Raw genomic sequence first — 15,016 nt, 5'->3', positions numbered from 1 at the left:
ATCCCCGGGCCCGCGCCCGGGGATTTTTGTGTCGGCCTCAGACGGCGGGCTCGTCGGCCTTCACCATCGGGAAGTAGGCGGTGAAGGTCGCGCCTTCGCCCTGCACGCTCTCCACGGTCAGCCCGCCGCGGTGGCGATTGACGATGTGCTTGACGATGGCGAGGCCCAGGCCCGTGCCCGAGCGCTCGCCGCTCTTCTGGCCCTCGACCCGGTAGAAGCGCTCGGTGAGGCGCGGCAGGTGCTCGCGCGCCAGGCCGACGCCGGCGTCCGACACCCGCAGCGCCGCGTAGAGGTCCGAGGCGCGATCCGGGGTCAGCAGCGAGAAGCGGGCCGCGCGCGGATCGCCGACCGCCGCCGCGGCGCCGGCCGAGACGCCGCTGCGCAGCGAGATCCGTACCGCTTCGCCCTGCGGCGTGTACTTGATGGCGTTGTCGACCAGGTTCTGGATCACCTGGATGATCTGGTCGCGGTCGCCGGCGATCATCACCGTGCCGCGGCCAGGCAGATCGACCGGCTCCAGCCGCACGCCGCGGTCACGCGCCACCGGCCCCAGCGAATCCAGCACGTCCATGACCGCCATGATCAGGTCGACCTCGCCGTGCGGGGCGATGTGCTCGTTGAGCTCGATTCGGCTCAGCGACAGCAGGTCGTCGATCAGCCGCGACATCCGCTCGGCCTGGGCCTGCATGATCGACAGGAACTTCTCGCGGGCGCCGGGGTCGTCCTTGGCATGGCCGCGCAGGGTCTCGATGAAGCCGGCCAGCGACGCCAGCGGCGTGCGCAGTTCATGGCTGGCGTTGGCCAGGAAATCAGCGCGGGTGCGCTCGGCCCGGCGGATGTCGGTTTCGTCGCGCAGCACCAGCAGGGCCAGCGGCGCGCCGTCGGCTGCCTGTCCGACAGGCTTGGCGATGGCCCGCATGACGCGTTCCTGGGCGCCGCCCATCTCGTAGACGGCTTCGGCGACGGTCTGCTCGAACAGCGCCTTGTCGACGGCTTCGAGCACGTCGGGGTCGCGGATGACTGTCACCAGCATCCCTGCGTCATATTGTACGCGAAGAGTTTCCCGGGCGGCGGCGTTAACCAGCACGAAACGCCGCCCTGTGAGGTCATCTGGCTCATGGGCGGCGATCACCAGCACCGGGTCCGGCAGGGCGTCGATCAGGCTCGCATAGGGGGGCGCGTCCTCGTGCGTGGCGCGTTCGAAGGCGCTGGCGCTCGGGGCGGCGACGCCGACGCGCTCGGCCACATGCCAGGCCGCCAGGCCGGTGACGCCGCTGACCACCAGCAGCATCCATGACACGGCCTGCGCATCGGCGCCGACCAGCAGGGCGAAACCGAGAATGGCGGCCACGCCTGCAGCGCCTGCCGACAGGACAGGGCCGACCGGCCCCAGCCAGGCCGGAAGAGCTGACCGCGAAGACGACGGCGGAAGCGCCAAGGCGAATCGATCCTGCAACACAACGAACAACGAAGCCCGACCCTTATGTCACCGGCATGACAGCGACCCAAGCGCGAGGCTGCGACCGATACGCGCTGTCAGGAAATCTGCGACCGCTTGAAGTCAAACTCGATTTTTCCGATGGGAATTATCGCGTCTACATGCGGTCGAGTTTGAAACGAACTCCAACAAAACGAGGGGCAAGAACCACATGACGTGGAAAACCAAACTCATCACCGGGGCGGCGGCGATCGCCTTCGCCTGGCCGGGACTGGCCGCCGCCGACGAAGCGACCGACGCGCGCATCAAGGCGCTCGAAGAACAACTGGAACTGCTGCAGTCGCAGATCTCCGACCTCAAGCAGTCCACCGCCAACAACATCGCCGACGTCCGCAAGGAAGCGACCGCCACGACGGTGTCGCTGGCCAACGGCCGGCCGACCATCGCCACCGCCGACGGGAACTTCACCGCCTCGTTCCGCGGCGTGTTCCAGCTCGACGCCGCCCACTACGACCAGGCCGCCGCCGGTCCGCTGGGCACCGACTTCCGCCGCGGCTCCTATGGCGACGCCAGCGAGAACGACCACGCCCGCGACCTGAGCGACGGCGCCAACTTCCGCCGCGCCCGCCTGGGCATCGAAGGCAAGGCCTTCGGCGCCTTCGACTACAACTTCCTCTACGACTTCGGCGGTTCGGGCACCGAAGAGGCCGGCAAGATCAGCGCCGCCTGGGTGCAGTACGGCTTCCCCGTGGCCGGTCTGAAGCTGCGGATCGGCGCGTTCTCGCCGCCCTCGGGCCTGGAAGAAGCGGTGTCCACCAACGGCTCGCTGTTCGTCGAGCGCGCCTCGCCGTCCGAGACCGTGCGTAGCATCGCCGCCGGCGACGGCCGCACCGCGGTCGCCCTGCTGGCCGGCGGCGACAACTGGACCGGCACCGCGGCGATCACCGGCAACATCATCGGCACTTCGACCTTTGACGAGCAGACCGCCTTCGTCGGCCGCCTGACCTATGTGCCGTTCCGCCGCGACGACAGCCTGATCCACGTCGGGGTCAACACGTCGATCGTCATCAATCCCGCCGCCGGCGGTCCTGATGTCAGCGGCGCGCCCGCGACCACCAACATCCGCCTGCGCGACCGTCCCGAAATCCGGGTCGACGGCACCCGCCTGATCGACACCGGCAACATCGACGCCGACGGCCTGACCGCCATCGGGGCCGAATTCGGCGCCCAGTGGAAGAACCTCTACGTTCAGACCGAGTACTTCGACATCAAGGTCGACCGTAAGGGACAGCTGTCGGATCCTGACTTCAACGGCTGGTACGCCCAGGCCGGCTGGACCATCACCGGCGAGCCGCGCCGCTACAGCGCCGGCACCTTCGACGCCCCGCGTCCGGCCAAGCCGTTCGACCTGAAGAAGGGCACCTGGGGAGCTTGGGAGCTCGGCCTGCGTTATTCGCAGCTGGACCTGAACTATCTCGCCGGCGCGCCGGGCACGGCGCCGGTCGCCTCGGCGATCCGCGGCGGCGAACAGGAGATCATCACCCTGGGCCTGAACTGGTACGTCAACAACGTGCTGCGGTTCCAGGCGGCCTTCCAGGACGTCTCGGTGGACCGTCTGTCCCCCGGCGGCACGGCTTTCGGGGCCGGTACGGCGACCCCGCCGGCCGGCGCCCAGGTCGGGCAGGACTTCAACATCTACTCGCTGCGCACTCAGTACGCGTTCTAACCCCACAAAGGCGGGTTGGCGCGGCTACGGCCGGCCGCGTCAGCCCGCCGACGAGACCGAAGAACAAGGACCTCGATCCATGAGCCAGAACCGACAAGTCCCGTCCCGCCGCGGCGTGCTCGCCGCCGGGACCGCCGCCGGCGCCGCGGCCGTTGCCGCGCCGGCCCTGATGGCCGGCCCCGCCGCCGCCCAGGGCAAGGCGATCACCCTGCTGAACGTCAGCTACGACCCGACGCGGGAGCTCTACAAGGACATCAACGCCGCCTACGCCAAGTACTGGAAGGACAAGGTCGGCCAGGACCTGGTGATCCAGCAGAGCCACGGCGGCTCGGGCAAGCAGGCCCGCTCGGTGATCGACGGCCTGCAGGCCGACGTCGTCACCCTGGCGCTGGCCAGCGACATCGACGAGATCGCGGCCAAGGCCAAGCTGCTGCCGGCCAACTGGCAATCGCGCCTGCCGAACAACTCCACGCCCTACACCTCGACGATCGTGTTCCTGGTCCGCAAGGGGAACCCCTGGAAGATCAAGGACTGGGGCGATCTGATCAAACCCGGCATCGACGTGATCACGCCCAACCCGAAGACCTCCGGCGGCGCGCGCTGGAACTATCTGGCCGCCTGGGCCTGGGCGCTGCGCCAGCCGGGCGGCAACGCCGCCAAGGCCGAGGCCTTCGTCGGCGAATTGTTCAAGCACGTGCCGGTGCTCGACACCGGGGCGCGCGGCTCGACCACCACCTTCGTCCAGCGCGGCATCGGCGACGTGCTGCTGTCGTGGGAAAACGAAGCCTATCTGGCCATCGAGGAGCTGGGCCCCGGCAAGGTCGACATCGTCTATCCGTCGATGTCGATCCTGGCCGAGCCGCCGGTCGCGCTGGTCGACAAGGTCGTCGACCGCAAGAAGACCCGCACCATCGCCGAGGGCTATCTGAACTTCCTCTACAGCCCGCTGGCCCAGGACCTGATCGGCAAGAATCACTACCGCCCGCGCAATCCCGAGGCGGCCGCCAAGTGGGCCAAGAAGTTCCCGAAGATCCCGCTCGTCACCATCGACGACACCTTCGGCGGCTGGAAGAAGGCCCAGGCGCTCCACTTCGGCGACGGCGGCGTGTTCGACAAGATCTACAAGCCGCGCTGATCCTTCCCACAGGGATAGGCGTGACGAGGGCGCGGGGCGCGAGCTCCGCGCCCTTCTTCGTGCGCGCAACCTCGGCCGCGGCGGGCCGTTCTGCGGCCATGGCCCTGTCACTCGCCGACATCGTCGGAACCGCTGCGGCGCTGTGCTCGATGGCGAGTTTCACGCCGCAGATCATCAAGATCTGGCGCGAGAAGGACGCCTCCTCGATCAGCCTGCGGATGTATGTGGTGACCGTCACCGGTTTCAGCCTCTGGACGGTCTATGGCGTCCTGACCGGCAGCTGGCCTGTGATCGGGGCCAACAGCGTCTGCCTGATGCTGTCGGCGGTGATCCTGAGCCTGAAGTGGCGCTACCGCGACCGATAAACGCGCCATAGTTGGCGCCGCGGGCGGCCCTCACTAGATTGCCGCCCACTTCGAGTGGCGATCCGCCGCGACGCCCGCGCCAACAGGAAGTCTTGATGTCGATCGATAGATTCGCACCCGCCGAAGCCGCCCTGAAGGCTGGAAACTTCGAAGAGGGCATGCGGCTGATCGAAGCCGAACTGGAGCGCGATCCCAAGGCTCCGGTCGGGGTCTATCGCAACCTCACCGCCATGCTGTTCCGCAACAACCGCATCGAGCAGATGGGCCGCTGGGCCGCGGTCGGGACGGAGCTGTACCCGAAGGACTACGATCTCTGGAACGTGCTGGGCGTCTCCTATCGCCGGGCCAAGAAGTTCGACGAGGCGATCAAGGCGTTTCGCCTGGCCGAGAAGATCAATCCCAAGAACACCTCGGCGCTCAGCAACCGCGGCAACGTCTACAATGACATGCGCAACGGCCCGGCCGCGGTGGAGGTGTTCACCAAGATCGTCCGCCTGCAGCCGAGCTCGGCCGAGGCCCAGCGCAATCTGGGCCGCGCCTACTGGTTCTCCGCCGACCTGGACAAGGCGACGATGCGGCTGAACCTCGCGGTGAAGCTGAAGCCCGACTACATCGACGCCTGGCTCGACCTGGCCGCGGTCACCTCAGAGCGCCACGGCTATCCCGAGGCCCTGACCGTGGTCGACCAGGCGCTGGCGATCAATCCCGACACCGTCCGGCTGTGCGAGGCGCGCACGACCTCGCTGCGCCGCTCGGGCCGCCTGCGCGACGCCGAGGCCTATCTGATCTCGCTGCGCGATCGGTTCGACGACCAGGGCTGGCTCCACCACCAGCTGGGCGGCGTGATCAGCGACTACGACCGCAAGCGCGGCAACGAGCACATGGAGATCTCGCTCAAGCTCGCGCCCAACAACTTCGAGTACCGCATCGCGCTCGCCGAGAGCCTGGCCCGCTCGCGCTACGGCAATGAGGCCGAGCACCTCGAGCGCGCCTACCAGATCCTCAAGGAGGCGCTCGACCCGACCGTCAAGCTGACCCCGTCGGGCCAGAAGGTGGCGCTGGAGATCCTGATCCGCCTGGGCGACTACGACACCGCCGACATGCTCGGCAGCTTCTCGGAGGTCGGCCACGGCTGGGCCAGCTCGGGCAAGCATACCGCCCTGCTCGGCCACCTGGCGCGGATCACCGGCCAGGAGGACCGCCTGGACCTGCTGGAGATGCACCGGGTCTGGGGCCGCGCCGTCGCCAAGACGGTCGAGCGCTGGCCGATCGAGCGTCCGGCTCCGCGGCCCGACAATGGCAAGCTGCGGATCGGCTTCATGTCGTCGGACCTGCGCAACCACCCGGTCGCCTACTTCGCCATGCCGCTGTTCCAGCACCTCGATCGCAGCCGCTTCGAGGTCTACTGCTACTCCTACTTCCAGGGCGACAACGCCGATCAGACCCAGACCCGGATCGTCGAGCTGGTCGACGCCTTCCGCTGGGAAAAGGACATCAGCGACCGCGACGCGGCCCAGATGATCGCCAACGACCAGCTCGACATGCTGATCGAACTGGGCGGTTCGACCCACATGAACAAGCTCGGCGTCATGGCCTTCAAGCCGGCGCCGCTGCAGGCCAGCTGGCTCGGCTATCCGCACTCGGCGGGCCTCGAGACCATCGACCACCTGATTCTCGATCCCTATGTCGCGCCGACCGGCCCCGACCTGCTGATCGAAGAGCCGCTGCTGATGCCCAAGAGCTGGATCGCGATGGGCGAGCAGGCCTTCCCGCCCCGCCCGATCACCGAGGGTACGCCCGAGCAGCGCAAGGGCTTCCTGACCTTCGGGACGGCCAACAACCCCTACAAGTACAGCCGCGAGATGGTGCGGACCTGGGCGCGGGTGACCGCCGCGGTCGAGAACGCCCAGTTCCTGTTCATCCGGCCGGAAGGTGGCACGCCGACCTTCCGCAAGAGCATGCTCGAGCTGTTCGCGGCCGAAGGCGTCGGCGAAGAGCGCGTGCGGTTCGAGGACATCCGCGGCGCGCACCTGCCGTTCTACAACGAGATCGACATCTCGCTGGACACCTTCCCGCAGACCGGCGGCACCACCACCTGCGAGTCGCTTTGGATGGGCGTGCCGGCGGTGACCCTGGTCGGCGAGGCGATGTTCGAGCGGCTCAGCTACTCGATCCTGACCAACGCCGGCCTGGGCGACCTCTGCGCGCGCACGCCGGACGAGTTCGTCGAGATCGCCCTGCGGCTGGCCAAGGATCCGGTGCGCCGCGCCGAACTGCGCGTCAACCTGCGCGACATGCTGAAGGCCAGCCCGCTCGGCCAGACCCAGCAGTTCGCCGCCGACTTCTACGAGATGCTGGAGGGCGCCGTGGCCCGGGCCCGGGCCAGCGGCAAGATCGCCGCCGCGGCCTAGCCGAGGAAGAAGCCGGGGTCGGCGAGCGCCCCGGCGATGACCGCGCGCGCGTCCCTCGGTTCAACGCCCAACGACCGCAGCCGGGTGATGTCGCACACAGGCCCATGCGGCGCGCCCTGGCCGGTGAGGGTCAGGGTCCAGCCGGCCTCGCCCATCACCGCAGCGACATCGCCGTTCGACAGGGACTCGCCGCGGGCGATGTTGACGACGCCGTCGGCGTCCTGCGCGTCCATGGCCAGCAGCGCGGCGATCACGTCGCCCGTATGGATGTAATCGCGGCCGGCCTGAGGCGAACTGTCGAGGGTGATGGCCTTCTCATGCCGCGCCCGCTTGAGCAGGTCCGACAGGAAGCCGCCGGCGTCGTCGGTCCAGTCGAAGACGTTGGCCAGCCGCGCCACCGCCGCGCGGCCGCCCGAGCGCGCCAGGCAGAGGTTCTCGCCCAGGGCCTTGGAGAGGTCGTAGACGTTGCGCGGCGCGGCGACGTCGAACTCCAGGACGTCGCTCTCCTTGCCGCCGCGCGGGCCAAGGCTGTCATAGACCCGCGTCGAGGAGAGATAGATCAGCCGCTCGAAGGTCGCGTCGCGCAGCACCGCGTTGAGTAGTCCGACATGCGCCTCGACCGTGTCGTAGGGCCGGACCATGAAATCGCCGGTGAGCCCGGCGCAGTAGAAGACCCGGCCAAGATCGCGGGTGAACAGGTCCGCTTCGCCGCGGGCCGGGGCATAAACCTCCTCGCCGCGCGCAGTCAGCGCCGTGACGAGGCGCGAGCCGATGAAGCCGCCGGCGCCGATGACGGTGTAGCGGCTCATTCGCCGCGCGCGCCGACGCGCTGGGCCGGCACGCCGGCATAGATCGAATAGGGCTCCAGCTTGCCGCGCACGACCGCGCCGGCGGCGACGACGCAGCCGGTCCCGATATCCGCCCCGTCGAGCACCACGACATTGGCGCCCAGCCAGACGTCGTCGCCGATGACGATGCCGCCCTTGGACGGCAGGAAGCCCTGGTCGCGGATCCGGCGCTCGCGGTCGCCGAAGGCGTGGTTGGTGGGCGCCAGGGTGCAGTTGGCGGCGATCAGCACCGCATCGCCCAGCTTCACGCCGTTCCCCGTGTAGATCACCGTGCCGGAGTTGATCGCGCAGTCCGCGCCGATGACCAGTTCGCCCATGCCGCCGGCCGGTTTGATCTTCACGAAGGCGTCGACCATCGTCCGCGCCCCGATGCGCATCAGGGTGCCGCGGGCCGAGGGCTCGATGTCGGCCAGCGGTGAGATCTTGGCGGTGGGATCGATGTCCAGCATGGCGGCAGTCTAGGCGGCGCCGTCCAGGTCGGGATAGTCCGCATCCCGCTGCGAGATGACCGTCGGCTGCATCGGCCATTCGATGCCAATGGCCGGATCGTTCCAGCGCGCGCCGCGGCCGTGGCCGGGCTCGAAGATCCGGTCGATCTGGTAGAGGACGTCGGTGTCGTCCTCCAGCGTGATGAAGCCGTGCGCCATACCCTTGCCGATCAGCAGGGCGCGACCGTTGTCGGCCGACAGCTCGGTCCCGGTCCAGCGGCGGTAGGTCGGGCTGGCCGGGCGCAGGTCGACGGCGACGTCAAAAATCCGCCCACGGACCACCCTCACCAGCTTGGCCTCCTCGTGCGGCGCGGCCTCGTAGTGCATGCCGCGCAGAGTGCCGGCCCTGACGTTGCGCGACAGGCTGGTCTGCTGCGGGACGAAAGGATGGCCGGCGGCCGCGAACTCGTCCGGGCAGTGCAGGCGCGCGAATGCGCCGCGCTCGTCGCTCATCAGGTCGAGGTCGACGATCACGACGCCGTCGATGTCGGTCGCCGTGAAACGCATCAGCCGACGACCTTGGTGTCCGGCGCGGCGGTCACGAACTGTCCGCCCCAGTCACGGATATAGGCCAGCTGGCCCATGATCTCGTCCTTCAGGTTCCAGGGCAGGATGACCACGTAGTCGGGCTTGAAGTCGGCGATCGCGGCCGGGGCGTGGATCGGGATGTGCGTGCCCGGCAGGAAGCGGTCCTGCTTGTGCGGGTTGGCGTCGAACACCGCGACGATGTCGGCGGGCGTGACGCCGGCATAGTTCAGGAAGGTGTTGCCCTTGGCGGCCGCGCCGTAGGCGGCGACGCTCTTGCCTTCGGCCTTCGCCTTGGCGAGGAACTCGAGGAAACCGCGGCGGACCTCCTCCACGCGGGCGGCGAAGCCCTCGTAGCCGGCCGGCTTGTCCAGGTTGGCCGCCTGCTCGCGGGCCCGCAGGTCGCGCAGGGCCTGCGTCTCCTGATGGCTGGACGCCTCGTGCGCGCAGAACAGCCGCAGCGAGCCGCCGTGGGTCGCCAGCAGCTCGACATCGAACGGGCGCAGGCCGTTGGCGCGCAGCACCTTCTCCACCGCCAGCAGCGACAGATACGAGTAGTGCTCGTGATAGATGGTGTCGAACTGGACCTTCTCGATCAGGTTCAGCAGGTGGGGAAATTCGAAGGTCAGCACGCCTTCGGGCTTCAGCACGTGCTGGAAGCCGGCGACGAAGTCACCGATGTCCGGCACGTGGGCCAGGACGTTGTTGCCAGCCATCAGGTCGGCGGCGACGCCGCGGGCCTTCAGGTCGCGGCCGGTGGCGTCGTTGAAGAAGGTGACCTCGGTGGGAATTCCCCGCTCCTTGATCGCCACCTCGGCGGTGTTGGCGGTCGGCTCGATCCCCAGCACCGGCACGCCCATCGCCTTGAAATGCTGCAGCAGGTAGCCGTCGTTCGAGGCGACCTCGATGACAAGCGACTGCGGACCCAGTTGGAACCGCTCGGCCATCGCCTCGGCATAGCGCTTGGCGTGCGCCACCCAGCTTTCCGAATAGGCCGAGAAGTAGGCGTAGCCCTCGTCGAAGATGGCGTCGGCGGCGACCGGATCGTCGGCCTGGACCAGGAAGCAGTTCCCGCAGACGCGGGTGTGCAGCGGGTAGAAGCCCTCCTTGCCGGCTTCCAGCTGGGCCTTCGTCAGGTACGAATTGGCCAACGGCTGATCGCCCAGGTCGAGGAAGGTCTGGGTCAGCGGCGCGCGGCAGAAGCGGCAGGTCGGAGCAGTCATCAAAGGCTTTCGTATCGCGAGATCTGGTCGCGCATCAGGGCCAGGGCGTCGCCGCCGTCGGCCTGGGCGCGGTACCAGTCCATGGTCCAGTCCACCGCCGCGGGCGCGTCCAGGCGGCTCTCGAAGCCGAGAACCTGGCGGGCCAGGCTGGCGTCGATGCCGAGAGACTTGGCCTCCAGCGAGTGGGGATCGGGTTCGTGGCGCCAGGGCTTGGCGCCGAGCGCCTGGGTGGCGCGGGTGGCGAGTTCGCCGACGCTGACCTCCGGGCCGCCGGGACGCGGGCCGAAGTTCAGGGCGCGCGGCGCGGCCGGGTCGGTGGCCAGCCGCTCCAGATAGACGAGGTAGCCGGCGACGCAGTCCAGGACATGCTGCCAGGGGCGCGTCGCCTCGGGGTGGCGCAACACAGCGACGGCCTGGGTCTGGCCGGCTCGGACGATGTCGGCCACCAGCCGGTCGCGGGAAAAGTCGCCGCCGCCGATGACGTTGCCGCCGCGGGCGGTGGCCAGCGGGACGCCGGCCTTCTCGTAGAAGCTGCGGGCGAAGGATTGGGTGACGATCTCGGCCGCCGCCTTGGAGGCCGAATAGGGGTCCTTGCCCCCGAGCGCGTCGGCTTCCTGGAACGCCCTGCCCTGTTCGTTGTTGGCGTAGACCTTGTCCGAGGTCACGACCAGGGCCGCCGCCAGGGCCGGCTGGGCGCGCAGCGCCTGCAGCAGGTGGGCGGTGCCCATGATGTTGGACGCGAAGGTGCTGACCGGGTCCTCGATCGAAGTCCGCACGATCGGTTGGGCCGCCATGTGCAGCACCAGGTCGAACTGCCGGTCCGAGGCCAGCGCCTCGACGGCGGCCTGGTCGCGCAGATCGACGAAGTGCGAATCGACCAGATCGGCGACGCCGGCCTGGTCGAACAAGGCCGGGGTCTGGTCGGGCGCCAGGGACAGACCAGTGACCTGCGCGCCCATCTGAGCCAGCCAGACCGCCGCCCACGAGCCCTTGAACCCGGTGTGGCCGGTCAGCAGCACGCGTTTTCCCGCCCAGAAGGCGGGGTTGGGGCGGGTCATTCCCAGAGCTTCCAGGGCGCCTTGCCCGACGCCCAGAGGGCCTCGAGCGTGTTCTTGTCGCGCAGGGTGTCCATGGCCGCCCAGAAGCCGTCGTGCGGACGGGCCATGAGCTGGCCGTCGCGGGCCAGGCCTTCCAGCGGCTCGAGCTCCCAGACGGTCGAATCGTCCTTGATGCGCTCGACGACCTGCGGCTCCAGCACGAAGAAGCCGCCGTTGATCAGGCCGTTGTCGCCCGGGGGCTTTTCGATGAAGCGCTGAACTGCGCCCTCGACGATCTCCAGCGCGCCGAAGCGGCCGGGCGGCGAAACCGCGCTGACCGTCGCCTGCTTGCCGTGCGCCTTGTGGAATTCGACCAGCGCGCCGAGGTCGATGTCGCTGACCCCGTCGCCATAGGTCAGACAGAACGGCTCGTTCGGGTCGAGGTACTGCGCCACGCGCTTCAGCCGGCCGCCGGTCATGGTGTCGGCCCCGGTGTCGACCAGGGTCACGCGCCAGGGCTCGTGGTTGGTGGCGTGGTACTCGACGCTGCCCTTGGCCAGATCGACGGTCAGGTCGGCGTTATGCAGGACGTAGTTGGCGAAGTACTCCTTCACCACGTAGCCCTTGTAGCCCAGGCACACGATGAAATCGTTGAAGCCGTAGTGCGAGTACAGCTTCATGATGTGCCAGAGGATCGGCCGTCCGCCCACCTCGATCATGGGCTTGGGCTTGAGGTGGCTTTCCTCGGAGATCCGCGTGCCCAGACCGCCGGCCAGCAGGACGACCTTCATGCTCAGGCGATCCGCTTGACGAAGGCGTCGGGCCAGTAGGTCACGCGCTCGGTCACCACGCCCTCATTGAACGGGAAGGCCGGCTCTTCGACGATGAAGCGCTTGTCCTGCGCCACGAAGTCGTGGACCGCCTTTTGCGGGTTGTTCCAATCCCAGTCGTCGCCCGTACGCGGGCCGCCCTTCACCTGGGCCATGATGCCGTCGGTGGCGACGACATAAGAGCCGACCTCGATCAGATCGCCGTAGAGGCGCAGCTCTTCGAGGACGTGGGCGTGGGTGTGGTTGGAGTCGAGGACGACCAGCACCTTCTCGCCCGGCTTGATCAGCGCCTTGACCTGGTCGAGGACTTCCGGCGCAGTCGACGAGCCTTCGATGAGCTCGATGCGCTTCTTCATCGGATGCGCCTCGATGGCGGCACGGTTGTGCGGGCGGATCTCGATGTCGACGCCGACGACGCGGCCCTTGCCCATCGCCTCGAACAGCGAGGCATAGAAGATCAGCGAGCCGCCGTGGGCGACGCCGGTTTCAACCAGGACGTCGGGCTGGAGGGCGTAGATCACCTCCTGCAGGCGAATCATGTCTTCCGGCAGCTGGATGATCGGACGCCCCATCCAGGCGAACGAGTAGACGTATTTCGAATCCCAGGTGGCGCGCAGCCAGGCCTTGGACGCGGCGGCAAAGCCTTCGGCGCTCGCCAGGCTGTGACGAACCTCGGTCTCGCCGTTCTTGACGATGACCTCGCCGCGCTCTTCGTCGATGGTGGTGATCAAGTTCTTCAGGCCTTTTGTGCGGATGCGTCGGGGTAAGGAGATAGCCTGCCCGCCCCGACAGCGAAATCATGCCTCTATTATCTCGTGTCGTTTGCGCGATGAAGCCGTATCCAAGGACCGATCGCCGCGAGCGAGATGATTTGGGGGCCGGGTTTGGCGTCGCGCGTGAACTTCATCATCGCCGGGGTGCAGAAGGCGGGTACGACGGCGCTGTTCGACTACCTGTCCGACGATCCGGCGTACTCGCTGTCGAAGGTCAAGGAAGTCCACTTCTTCGACGATGAGTCGGTCGATTGGGCCGCGCCGGACTACGCCCCCTATCACGCGCAGTTCGAGTGGGAGCGACAGGCGATCCGTGGCGAGGCGACGCCGATCTATTTCTACTGGCCGCGCAGTCTGGCTCGGATCGCGGCCTACAACCCCGCTGTCCGGCTGATCGTCATGCTGCGCGATCCGGTCGAGCGGGCCTGGTCGCACTGGCGGATGGAGACCTCGCGCGGGGTCGAGACGCACCCGTTCTCGTGGTGCATCCGCCAGGGGCGGCGGCGGCTGTTCGACGCCGAGCCCTGGGGCGCGCACCGCGAGTTCTCCTATGTCGAACGCGGCTTCTACGGCGAGCAGGTCGAGCGGCTGTTTCGCCTGTTCCCCCGCGAGCAGGTGCTGTTGCTGCAGGCCGACGATCTGCGGCAGAACCCGGGCGCGACGCTCGATGCTGTCGGGAGCTTCCTCGGCGCGCCGCCGCGAGGCGCCGTCGAACATCGCGACGTGCATGTGGGCCAGGATGTCGGGGCCGAGCTTCCGGCCGCAGACGTCGCCTATCTGCGCGAGATCTACGCCGACGACATGGCGCGGCTGGCGCGGCTGACCGGCGTTTCGTTCTGGTGACGCCACATTGCGGCCCCGCCTAGCCGCGAGGGTCACGGCCATGCAGGTCGCCCTGAAACCCGTTCCGCTCATCCTGGCCGGCGTGCTGGCCGCCTGTACGCCGCCGGACGACGGCGGCCGCGCCAGGGCGGCGCCGAACGACAAGCCGGCCGCGGCGACGGCGGCGCAACCCGCACCCGCTCCAGCCGACGGACCGCGCCTGGCCTTCCCGGTGGCCTGTACCGTTGGCCGGGACTGCGAGGTCCAAAACTATGTCGACCGAGATCCGGGGCCCGGCGTGCAGGACTATCGCTGCGGCTCCAACACCTACGACGCGCATGGCGGCGTCGATATCCGCATCCTGGACATGGCGGCGCAGCGGGCCGGGGTGGCGGTGCTGGCCGCCGCCGACGGCCGGGTCGCTCGTCTGCGTGACGGGGTCGAGGACGTGTCGGTGACCAAGATCGGCCGGGCGGCCCTGGGCGGCCAGGACTGCGGCAATGGCGTGGTGGTGGATCACGGCGATGGCTGGGAGACCCAGTACTGCCACGTCGCCAAGGGCAGCCGGAAGGTGAAGGTCGGCGACCTGGTGACCTCCGGTCAACCGCTCGCGCTCATCGGCCTTTCGGGCAACACCGAGTATCCGCACGCCCACGTCACGGTGCGGCGTAACGGCGAGATGGTGGACCCTTCCGCGCCAAACCTGCCGAATGGAACCTGCGCGGGACCCAATCCTCCGGCCAGTCTGTGGACGCCGGCGGCGGCCCAGGCGATGGCCTACAAGCCGGGCGTGGTGCTGAACACCGGCTTCGCCGCCGCTCCGGTGTCGATGGAGACGATCGAGGCGGGCGGGATCGCGCCTCCGACCGGCGCCTCCCCGATGCTCATCGCCTATGTGCGGGCGATCAATCTGCGCGGCGGCGACGTGCAGGAGCTGACCATCGTCGGCCCGGACGGCAAGGCGCTGGCCACAGGCGCGCAGCCGCCGCTCGACCGCGCCAAGGCCCAATACATGATGTTCACCGGCAAGCGCGCCGGCGGATCGCCGTGGGCGCCGGGCGCGTACAAGGCGACCTATGTGGTCAGGCGCGATGGAAAGATCGCGATCAGCCGGAGTTTCGAGGTCCGGCTTTAAGGCTGATGGACGCCGCGTGCGTCACAGCGCCGCTCACAAATCCGTTAGACACGCTTGCAGGCCGGCCGCCCCTCTAGGCGGCTGAGTCGCGATGCGTTACAGTTCAGTGTCAGCCTTGCTCTCCATGGCTGTGTCGCTTTGATCGGGCGGTGAAGCACCAGCTTCGCCGCCCGATTTCTTTTTGGGCGACATGCAGCGCTGGCGCTTTCCCGACAATCTCATCCGACCTCTGCCGCAGACCGCCGCGCGGCCCTGGATGA

At 68.4% G+C, this 15,016-nt stretch carries 14 protein-coding genes; 6 read left to right on the top strand and 8 right to left on the bottom strand.

The annotated features are described in order from the left end of the window. Nucleotides 1-37: 37 nt before the first annotated feature. Nucleotides 38-1,438 (bottom strand): ATP-binding protein, encoded by a 1,401-nt coding sequence (locus ACSQ2H_RS03450; protein ID WP_436060058.1) that lies wholly within the window; start codon nucleotides 1,436-1,438, stop codon nucleotides 38-40. A 211-nt stretch (nucleotides 1,439-1,649) separates the two neighbouring features. Here ACSQ2H_RS03450 and ACSQ2H_RS03445 point away from each other — a divergent pair, with 211 nt between their 5' ends. From ACSQ2H_RS03445 to ACSQ2H_RS03430, 4 genes are all read left to right on the top strand, one after another. Beyond that, entirely contained in the window at nucleotides 1,650-3,164 is a 1,515-nt protein-coding gene (locus tag ACSQ2H_RS03445; RefSeq protein WP_436060057.1) for an OprO/OprP family phosphate-selective porin, read from the top strand. A 79-nt stretch (nucleotides 3,165-3,243) separates the two neighbouring features. Continuing rightward, nucleotides 3,244-4,299: a sulfate ABC transporter substrate-binding protein gene (locus ACSQ2H_RS03440; protein WP_436060056.1), complete on the top strand. Its 1,056-nt coding sequence runs from the start codon at nucleotides 3,244-3,246 to the stop codon at nucleotides 4,297-4,299. A 98-nt stretch (nucleotides 4,300-4,397) separates the two neighbouring features. Continuing rightward, the gene (locus tag ACSQ2H_RS03435; protein WP_436060055.1) at nucleotides 4,398-4,664 is read left to right on the top strand and encodes a SemiSWEET family sugar transporter; all 267 of its coding nucleotides are present in this window, start codon (nucleotides 4,398-4,400) and stop codon (nucleotides 4,662-4,664) included. A 95-nt stretch (nucleotides 4,665-4,759) separates the two neighbouring features. Further along, nucleotides 4,760-7,075, top strand: a complete 2,316-nt coding sequence (locus ACSQ2H_RS03430) for an O-linked N-acetylglucosamine transferase family protein (RefSeq protein WP_436060054.1) — start codon at nucleotides 4,760-4,762, stop codon at nucleotides 7,073-7,075. On the opposite strand, the gene ACSQ2H_RS03425 is transcribed toward ACSQ2H_RS03430, so the two are convergent. Genes ACSQ2H_RS03425 through ACSQ2H_RS03395 form a run of 7 tightly spaced genes read right to left on the bottom strand, consistent with a single transcriptional unit; the run spans nucleotide 7,072 to nucleotide 12,757 of the window. Further along, nucleotides 7,072-7,884: an NAD-dependent epimerase/dehydratase family protein gene (locus ACSQ2H_RS03425; protein ID WP_436060053.1), complete on the bottom strand. Its 813-nt coding sequence runs from the start codon at nucleotides 7,882-7,884 to the stop codon at nucleotides 7,072-7,074. The two genes, ACSQ2H_RS03430 and ACSQ2H_RS03425, sit on opposite strands and share 4 nt — an antisense overlap. Then, nucleotides 7,881-8,372, bottom strand: a complete 492-nt coding sequence (locus ACSQ2H_RS03420) for an acyltransferase (RefSeq protein WP_436060052.1) — start codon at nucleotides 8,370-8,372, stop codon at nucleotides 7,881-7,883. Before ACSQ2H_RS03420 ends, ACSQ2H_RS03425 begins: the two co-directional genes overlap by 4 nt. Nucleotides 8,373-8,381: 9 nt before the next feature. Beyond that, nucleotides 8,382-8,918 carry a dTDP-4-dehydrorhamnose 3,5-epimerase gene (gene rfbC / locus ACSQ2H_RS03415; protein WP_436060051.1) on the bottom strand — a complete coding sequence of 179 codons (537 nt, stop codon included), beginning with the start codon at nucleotides 8,916-8,918 and terminating at the stop codon, nucleotides 8,382-8,384. Then, nucleotides 8,918-10,159 (bottom strand): methyltransferase domain-containing protein, encoded by a 1,242-nt coding sequence (locus tag ACSQ2H_RS03410; protein ID WP_436060050.1) that lies wholly within the window; start codon nucleotides 10,157-10,159, stop codon nucleotides 8,918-8,920. The genes rfbC and ACSQ2H_RS03410 overlap by 1 nt, the downstream gene beginning before the upstream one ends. Beyond that, on the bottom strand, nucleotides 10,159-11,217 hold the full coding sequence (rfbG, locus tag ACSQ2H_RS03405) for a CDP-glucose 4,6-dehydratase (protein WP_436060049.1): 1,059 nt from the start codon (nucleotides 11,215-11,217) through the stop codon (nucleotides 10,159-10,161). Before rfbG ends, ACSQ2H_RS03410 begins: the two co-directional genes overlap by 1 nt. Then, complete coding sequence (gene rfbF, locus ACSQ2H_RS03400; RefSeq protein WP_436060048.1) at nucleotides 11,214-11,987, bottom strand: glucose-1-phosphate cytidylyltransferase; 774 nt, start codon at nucleotides 11,985-11,987, stop codon at nucleotides 11,214-11,216. The genes rfbG and rfbF overlap by 4 nt, the downstream gene beginning before the upstream one ends. 2 nt (nucleotides 11,988-11,989) lie before the next feature. Further along, on the bottom strand, nucleotides 11,990-12,757 hold the full coding sequence (locus ACSQ2H_RS03395; RefSeq protein ID WP_436060047.1) for a cephalosporin hydroxylase family protein: 768 nt from the start codon (nucleotides 12,755-12,757) through the stop codon (nucleotides 11,990-11,992). 165 nt (nucleotides 12,758-12,922) lie between these two features. On the opposite strand from ACSQ2H_RS03395, the gene ACSQ2H_RS03390 reads away from it, so the two are divergent. Together ACSQ2H_RS03390 and ACSQ2H_RS03385 are read left to right on the top strand one after the other, a co-directional pair. Then, nucleotides 12,923-13,642 (top strand): sulfotransferase domain-containing protein, encoded by a 720-nt coding sequence (locus ACSQ2H_RS03390; protein ID WP_436060046.1) that lies wholly within the window; start codon nucleotides 12,923-12,925, stop codon nucleotides 13,640-13,642. 40 nt (nucleotides 13,643-13,682) lie between these two features. Continuing rightward, nucleotides 13,683-14,756 (top strand): M23 family metallopeptidase, encoded by a 1,074-nt coding sequence (locus tag ACSQ2H_RS03385; protein WP_436060045.1) that lies wholly within the window; start codon nucleotides 13,683-13,685, stop codon nucleotides 14,754-14,756. The last annotated feature ends 260 nt before the right edge of the window (nucleotides 14,757-15,016 follow it).

It is taken from the genome of Phenylobacterium sp. LjRoot97 (assembly GCF_964254345.1).
Lineage (GTDB): Bacteria > Pseudomonadota > Alphaproteobacteria > Caulobacterales > Caulobacteraceae > Phenylobacterium.
The sequence above is the reverse complement of the archived record's forward strand: the minus strand, read 5'-3'. Positions and strand labels throughout refer to the sequence as shown.

Bases quoted from the DNA above. Each gene is read 5' to 3' on its own strand.
- rfbC (WP_436060051.1), bottom strand. From the start codon at position 8,918: ATGCGTTTCACGGCGACCGACATCGACGGCGTCGTGATCGTCGACCTC.
- ACSQ2H_RS03425 (WP_436060053.1), bottom strand. From the start codon at position 7,884: ATGAGCCGCTACACCGTCATCGGCGCCGGCGGCTTCATCGGCTCGCGC.
- rfbG (WP_436060049.1), bottom strand. From the start codon at position 11,217: ATGACCCGCCCCAACCCCGCCTTCTGGGCGGGAAAACGCGTGCTGCTG.
- ACSQ2H_RS03430 (WP_436060054.1), top strand. From the start codon at position 4,760: ATGTCGATCGATAGATTCGCACCCGCCGAAGCCGCCCTGAAGGCTGGA.
- ACSQ2H_RS03410 (WP_436060050.1), bottom strand. From the start codon at position 10,159: ATGACTGCTCCGACCTGCCGCTTCTGCCGCGCGCCGCTGACCCAGACC.
- ACSQ2H_RS03440 (WP_436060056.1), top strand. From the start codon at position 3,244: ATGAGCCAGAACCGACAAGTCCCGTCCCGCCGCGGCGTGCTCGCCGCC.
- ACSQ2H_RS03435 (WP_436060055.1), top strand. From the start codon at position 4,398: ATGGCCCTGTCACTCGCCGACATCGTCGGAACCGCTGCGGCGCTGTGC.
- ACSQ2H_RS03385 (WP_436060045.1), top strand. From the start codon at position 13,683: ATGCAGGTCGCCCTGAAACCCGTTCCGCTCATCCTGGCCGGCGTGCTG.
- ACSQ2H_RS03420 (WP_436060052.1), bottom strand. From the start codon at position 8,372: ATGCTGGACATCGATCCCACCGCCAAGATCTCACCGCTGGCCGACATC.
- rfbF (WP_436060048.1), bottom strand. From the start codon at position 11,987: ATGAAGGTCGTCCTGCTGGCCGGCGGTCTGGGCACGCGGATCTCCGAG.
- ACSQ2H_RS03445 (WP_436060057.1), top strand. From the start codon at position 1,650: ATGACGTGGAAAACCAAACTCATCACCGGGGCGGCGGCGATCGCCTTC.